The organism is Litorivivens sp., from assembly GCF_041625495.1.
Lineage (GTDB): Bacteria > Pseudomonadota > Gammaproteobacteria > Pseudomonadales > Spongiibacteraceae > Litorivivens.
Genome location: NZ_JBFJTH010000186.1, coordinates 1 through 6696, shown reverse-complemented (window position 1 = coordinate 6696; position 6696 = coordinate 1). Strand labels below are relative to the sequence as shown.

The following is a 6696-nucleotide window of genomic DNA, read 5'->3' as shown; positions in this document are numbered from 1 at the left end:
GTGCATGAGCAAACCCGAAAGTCAGGCTACTAACTTTGTTCGCGATATCATCAAGGCCGATATCGAGGCTGGCAAGATCAAGCCCGAAGCGGTGGTTACCCGTTTTCCGCCGGAGCCAAATGGGTATCTCCATATTGGCCATGCCAAATCCATCTGTGTGAATTTCGGTCTGGCCGAACAGTTCGGCGGCAAATGCAATCTGCGGTTCGACGATACCAATCCCGCCAAGGAAGAGCAGGAATACGTCGATGCAATAAAGGAGGATGTCCGCTGGTTGGGCTTTACTTGGGCCGGTGACGTACGTTTTGCCTCAGACTATTTCGATCAGTTTTACGCTTGGGCGCAACACCTGATTCGCGAAGGGCGTGCTTATGTCTGCGATCTCAGTGCCGAGCAAGCCAGTGAATACCGCGGTTGGGCAACCAAACCGGGCAAGCCCAGCCCATATCGCGAACGCAGTGCAGAGGAAAATCTCGACCTGCTGGAGCGGATGAAAAACGGCGAGTTTGATGAGGGTAGCAAGGTGTTGCGGGCCAAGATTGATATGGCTTCGCCCAATATGAATCTTCGCGACCCCGTTCTCTACCGAATTCGCAAGCAGTCTCACCATCATACCGGCGATAAATGGTGCATTTATCCGAGCTATGATTTTGCCCACGGTCAGGAAGATGCTATTGAGGGCGTGACCCACTCTATCTGTACGCTAGAGTTTGCCGATCACCGTCCGTTGTACGACTGGTTCCTGGAGAACCTGCCAGTGCCTTCGCGCCCGCATCAGTACGAGTTTGGTCGGTTGAATCTGGACTACACTGTCACTAGCAAGCGAAAGCTCAAGCGTCTTGTTGATGAAGGCCATGTGGATGGCTGGGATGATCCGCGCATGCCCACCATTCATGGTATGCGTCGCCGTGGCTTTAGCGCTCGAGCCATCCGCAATTTCTGTGACGCTTTACCGGTGGCCAAATCGGATGGTGTGGTGAGTATTGCACAGTTCGAATCGGCGGTGCGGGACGACCTTGATAAACACGCGCCGCGTGCGATGGCGGTGTTGAATCCGTTGAAACTGGTGATTGAAAACTTTGCTGAAGGGGCTATAGAAAATCTGTCTGCACCGCGCCACCCGAAAGAAGATATGGGCGAGCGTCGTTTGCCCTTTACTCGTGAAATCGTCATCGATGCCGCGGATTTCACTGAAGATACATCGCTGTCGCGCAAAAAGTTCAAGCGTCTGGTGTTGGGTGAATTTGTACGATTGCGCGGTGCCTATGTCATTAAAGCCTGCCGGGTAGAGCATGACGCCAACGGCCAGCCAGCTACGGTGTTTTGCGAGCTGGTTGAAAACACGGTGGGAGAAGATCCGCCCGAAGGTATCAAGCCGCGTGGGGTTATTCACTGGGTTTCCATGAGTGAAGGGCGCAAGGCGACCATTCGCAAGTATGACCGACTGTTTCTGGATGCGGCGCCGGATAAAGGTGAGGCTGATTTTCTGACCCACATTAATCCAGAGTCCAAAGCTGTGCTGGAAAACTGCTGGATAGAACCTGAGCTGGCCGAGGCGCTACCCGAAAGCTGTTTTCAGTTTGAGCGCGAAGGTTATTTCGTGGCGGATCGTTTTGACCACACGTCTGAGCATCCGGTGTTCAATATGACCATTGGTCTGCGTGATACGTGGTCCGCAAAGCAATAGATGAGATAGGCGTAAGCATGTCCTTAACTTTATATAACACCCGTACCCGCGCCAAAGAAGCCTTTGTGCCACTCAATCCGGACAGGGTGACGATGTATGTCTGTGGGCCGACGGTCTACAACTACATACATATCGGCAATGCGCGCCCTGCGGTTGTGTTTGATACGTTGTATCGGGTGTTGAAAACGCTCTACCCGGAAGTGGTTTACGCGCGCAATATCACCGATATCGACGATAAAATCATGCAGGCGGCTAAAGATAATGGCGAGTCCATAGCAGCTGTATCCGAGCGCTATACTCAGGCCTACCTCGAAGACATGGTTTCATTGAATACCCTGTCGCCAGATATGACGCCCAAAGCCACGGAGAATGTGGATGCGATGCAGGCCATGATTGGCGAGCTTATTGAGCGCGGTCATGCCTACGAGGCTGAGGGGCATGTGCTGTTTGCTGTGCAGTCGATGGCAGGTTACGGCAAGCTTTCCAACCGCTCACTCGACGATATGTTGGATGGGGCTCGGGTTGAAGTGGCGCCCTATAAAAAATATGCGGGTGATTTTGTATTGTGGAAACCATCCACCGCTAGCGAGCCGGGTTGGGACAGCCCTTGGGGTTATGGTCGTCCTGGGTGGCACCTGGAATGCTCCGCAATGATCAAAGCGCACTTGGGGGACCAGATTGATATCCACGGCGGTGGTCGCGATCTGATCTTTCCTCACCACGAGAACGAGCGCGCGCAAAGCTGCTGCAGTCAGGACGGCGAGGAGTTTGTGCGTTATTGGGTGCACAACGGCTACCTCAATATTGATGGCGAGAAAATGTCCAAGTCTCTGGGCAATTTCCGGACTGTGCGCGACTTGCTGGGGCAATATCGTGGAGAAGTGCTGCGCTTTGCTTTGCTCTCTGCGCAGTATCGTTCAGAACTCGATTTCTCACGGGAGTTGCTCGCGCAGGCCAAAGCCAGTCTTGATTCGCTCTACACTGCCCTGAAAGATACCGCCGACGTAGAGCCGGTATATGGTGCGGTAGAGGAACAGCCGGCTTACAAGGCCTTGCTGGATGATCTCAATACACCTATCGCCATTGCTGAATTACATCAGTTGGCAAAAGCCTTGAATAAAGCAGAGCCAGCGGCCAAGCCGGCGCTCAAAGGGGCGCTGGTCCATTGCGCTTCACTTATGGGCTTATGCCAGGAATCACCGCAAGCGTGGTTCAAAGAAAGCGTTGGAGCAGTATCCATATCGGCGGAAGAAATAGAAGCATTAATCGCCGAGCGACAGCAAGCAAAGCTCGATAAGGCGTATGCTCGCGCTGATGAGATTCGTGAGGAGCTCAAAGCTAAAGGCGTATTGCTGGAGGATAGCCGCGACGGGACCAGTTGGCGCCGCGAGTAGCGATTCTGCCTATGGGACAGGTCAGTCGATCTGACTGATCACCCGATTCCGGCCTAGCCGTTTGGCTTCGTAGAGGTTATTGTCGGCGAGCTCTATCGCTTTTTCTATGCGGTCATACCGTATGGCTTCGGCGACGCCGAAGCTTGCGGTTACCCCTTCGTTTAGTTCACGGAACTCGCAGTGTTCGAGTTTCTTGCGAAGCTTCTCGGCGATTTGGTGGCCGCTCTCCCGATCCGCCTGCTGCGCCAATATTAGAAACTCTTCGCCGCCGATGCGGCTCACTACGTCGTCAGCACGAATGTTCTCGGCCAGCAATCGGGCCACACGTGTCAGTACGGTATCGCCGGCCTTGTGTCCCTCCGTGTCATTGATGCGCTTAAAATGATCCACATCGCATAGAATGACCGCCATTGGGAATTTTCGCATTTCGTTGCGGTGACAATCTGGTAGGTAGAAGGCATCCAGAAAGCGCCGGTTGGTCAGCCCTGTCAGTGGATCCGTCACCGCTTCAATCAGTTTGTCTGTATGTTGTGAGCTCAAGTCCTGATGGCTGCGGTGTCTGAAAAACTCGCTTATTGTGCATAGGGTAATTAGCGTGAGTATCGAGGTGAGTGCACGGGCGATCTCAGTTTGCTCATAATTTGCTGGAATGGCATGTTGATTGCTCAACATGACGGCTATAAGGGTCGCAAGTGTTAAAGAAGCAGCGGCGCCGAGAAAAGGGCCGAGAAAGATAAATTGAATGACGAAAAGTGGGAAAACCCAGTATAGGCCGGTGTTTGACTGACCGCCAGTATACGTTAGAGCGAGAATCAGGCCGCAGATGACGGCGCTGCCTATATAGGCCCCTAGCTTTACCTTGCCGGAGCAGTAAACGTAAAGAAATACACTCCAAACACCAAATGCTGTGGAAAACAGCGAGTATTTTAAGAGCTGGCTGTCACCGTTAAGTTGGCGCCAGGCAAAGATCATAAGAATAAGGCCGCCAACGGCTGTCGAGAAATTAAAGACGTAGCCTAGCCGACGGTTTTCAATCTCCTTTCCGGCGGAGTTGGAGTGCGACAGTGCGGGCTTGTGTACGCTCATTGAGTTCTGCACTTTATTTTAATTCTTGTGGCGGCGCTGCGACCAGCTAGGCAGGGCGCATTTCCCGTTTGGCTTGTTGCACGGATTGAACGTCAAGACCTCTCGATGCTTTGCAAGCAAAACTGGCTTGTAGCATACCGGATATTGGCCGGAATTTCGCGCCGGCGTTTGCCTGCGATCAGGGGCTAGCTTGCTAGGGTTTGGATACAGCATGGCTCGACAGCCTACTGCGTTGTAAGGACGGTTTGTCGTGATAGGCAGTGGCATTCTACTGCTATGCGATGATTGGCTGGAAAATGTTGGTAGGTGTTATAGCAAGCTGTTTGCGCGACGCCAATAGTGGTTTGCCGCAAGCCATGCCAGTAGCAGGCCGCATCCATTGGCGAGTGCGTCGAGAAGAGAGAGTTCGCGCTGCCCGGACATCCCCTGAAGGACCTCGATGCCCAGACCATAAAGGAACAGAAGCCCAAAGAAAGCTGGGCGCCGACCGAACGACATGGCTAGCACGCCGAGCACAAAATAGGCTCCTAAGTGGGCAACTTTGTCATTGTAGGAAACTGACGGCAGGTCGCTGCCGGGAACCAGTGACGCTATTGTCAGTGCGATGAGGTAACAGGCGAACAGCAATTGGCCCAAGCGCTGGCGCGGCATCAAGATTTTCCCAGCGTCTTTAGGCGCTGGTTGCATTCAGTTAACAGCACTTTCATCGTTCGCCTGTCTTCGCGACTGCCGAAATCGACCGCCTCCACATTCACCTGTACTTGTGCTCCTGGCAGCGGAATTACAAAGCGATCCCATGTGGGCAATCGCAGACCAGCACATTGGCAGCGCAGCAGGTACAACGGTACGCGATTTTTTCGGGCTAGCATAATAGCCCCGGGTTTCATTTCGTGGCGGGGGCCACGAGAGCCATCAACGGTGAATATGACAGACTTACCGCGTTGCAGGGCATCGTTGAGTTCGTAAAATGCTTCTTTACCGCCTTTGGTTGCGGAGCCATACACCATTTCAAACCCTGCGCGGCGGGCGATTACCTGCGCGACCGCATAGCCATTGTGGTTCAGCGAGGCAATCGAAGCGATGGGCTGCCCTGTAAGCAGGGCAACGGTGGCGACCATTTCATCGTGGTATATCGCAATCACGCTGGGTTCGGGCGGACAGAAGGGCTTGCTGAACCTCAGGGTTGGTACGCTGACAAAGCAGGTTTCAAAAAACGCTTGCAGAATCTTGCGCGCTACCTTTTGCGGTGTTGTTAGTGGGCGTTTTCTCTTGGCCATTAGGGTTGTTGGGAAATTGCCTTTTCGCCGGATTCAACGCTCTGCATGATCAGGGTGTTGATGGTCATCGGGCCAACGCCGCCAGGAACCGGTGTGTAGGCTGCAACGCGATCCGTCAGTGGCGCCAGCTCGATATCGCCTACGCCGCCGGGATGGTAACCAGCGTCAACGACGACTGCGCCGTCTTTGATCCACTCAGCTTTGATGAACTCGGGTTTGCCGACGGCGCCCACCACGATGTCGGCCTGCTTGATATGGTCTGCTAGGTTGCGTGTGCGCGAATGACAGGTCGTGACCGTCGCGTTGGCTTCCAGCAGCATTGCGGCCATGGGTTTGCCCAAAATGGCACTTCGCCCAACGACCACTGCATGCTTGCCTTCTATATCGATCTGGTAGTGATCGAGAATGCGCATGATGCCCTTGGGGGTGGCGCAGCCGTAAGCGTCTTCGCCCATGGCCATACGTCCGTAGCCCAGGCAGGTAACCCCATCAACATCCTTGCTCAGTTTTATTGCGTCAAAGCAGGCGCGTTCGTCGATCTGCTCCGGGACCGGATGTTGCAGCAGAATGCCGTGCACGTCCGGGTTGTTGTTGAGCTCGTCGATTTTGGCGAGCAGTTGTTCAGTGGTAGTGGAAGAGGGCAGTTCGACGGCCAGTGATTCCATGCCCACCCGGCGACAGGCATTGCCCTTCATCTTTACATAGGTGGCAGAGGCAGGGTCGTCGCCAACAAGAATGGTTGCAAGAATCGGGATTTTACCGCCGGACTGATCTTTAAGACGAGAAACTCGCTCGCTGAGCTGTTGTTCGCTTTGGGCGGCCAGAGCCTTTCCGTCCAGAATGAGTGCCGACATGGAGTCTCCCTGTTTATACTGTGCTGGCGGGGTGAAAAAATAGGGCGCTATTGTCGCACCTCGTGCGCAAATGGCCAAGCATCTGAGGGGATTGAACAAAACATCGCCAAGTGCCGGAATTCATTACGCTTTGCGACAAAAAAATAAGGCAAAAGCGGGTAAATAGCGATTGACGTCCCCAGGGGTGATGCGTATTATGCGCAGCTCCTCTTGCGGGGCAATATAAAGCTTGGTTTGTCGGGGTATAGCGCAGTCTGGTAGCGCGCCTGCTTTGGGAGCAGGATGTCGGGAGTTCGAATCTCTCTACCCCGACCATTTCTTTGCTTTGTGTTCGCTTGGAGGCGCCGTGCGCCCGTAGCTCAGCTGGATAGAGCAACGGCCTTCTAAGCCGTCGGTCG

6 protein-coding genes and 1 tRNA gene are annotated in these 6696 nt (G+C 53.9%); 3 read left to right on the top strand and 4 right to left on the bottom strand.

All coding sequences use genetic code 11. The features are described from left to right. Positions 1-4 precede the first annotated feature (4 nt). Positions 5-1687, top strand: coding sequence for a glutamine--tRNA ligase/YqeY domain fusion protein (locus ABYP39_RS16285; protein ID WP_372783597.1), 1683 nt, complete (start codon positions 5-7; stop codon positions 1685-1687). Positions 1688-1704: 17 nt separating this feature from the next. Further along, positions 1705-3081, top strand: coding sequence for a cysteine--tRNA ligase (gene cysS, locus ABYP39_RS16280; protein WP_372783595.1), 1377 nt, complete (start codon positions 1705-1707; stop codon positions 3079-3081). A 21-nt stretch (positions 3082-3102) separates the two neighbouring features. Here cysS and ABYP39_RS16275 read toward each other — a convergent pair whose 3' ends face one another. From ABYP39_RS16275 to folD, 4 genes are all read right to left on the bottom strand, one after another. Continuing rightward, positions 3103-4167, bottom strand: coding sequence for a GGDEF domain-containing protein (locus ABYP39_RS16275; RefSeq protein WP_372759176.1), 1065 nt, complete (start codon positions 4165-4167; stop codon positions 3103-3105). A gap of 309 nt (positions 4168-4476) precedes the next feature. Continuing rightward, the gene (locus tag ABYP39_RS16270; RefSeq protein ID WP_372783593.1) at positions 4477-4818 is read right to left on the bottom strand and encodes a hypothetical protein; all 342 of its coding nucleotides are present in this window, start codon (positions 4816-4818) and stop codon (positions 4477-4479) included. Continuing rightward, entirely contained in the window at positions 4818-5444 is a 627-nt protein-coding gene (locus ABYP39_RS16265; RefSeq protein WP_372783591.1) for a lysophospholipid acyltransferase family protein, read from the bottom strand. Before ABYP39_RS16265 ends, ABYP39_RS16270 begins: the two co-directional genes overlap by 1 nt. Further along, a complete protein-coding gene (gene folD, locus ABYP39_RS16260; protein WP_372783589.1) occupies positions 5444-6298 on the bottom strand; it encodes a bifunctional methylenetetrahydrofolate dehydrogenase/methenyltetrahydrofolate cyclohydrolase FolD in 855 nt (284 codons plus the stop codon). The genes ABYP39_RS16265 and folD overlap by 1 nt, the downstream gene beginning before the upstream one ends. Positions 6299-6536: 238 nt before the next feature. On the opposite strand from folD, the gene ABYP39_RS16255 reads away from it, so the two are divergent. Further along, positions 6537-6613 (top strand) — tRNA-Pro (locus ABYP39_RS16255). The last annotated feature ends 83 nt before the right edge of the window (positions 6614-6696 follow it).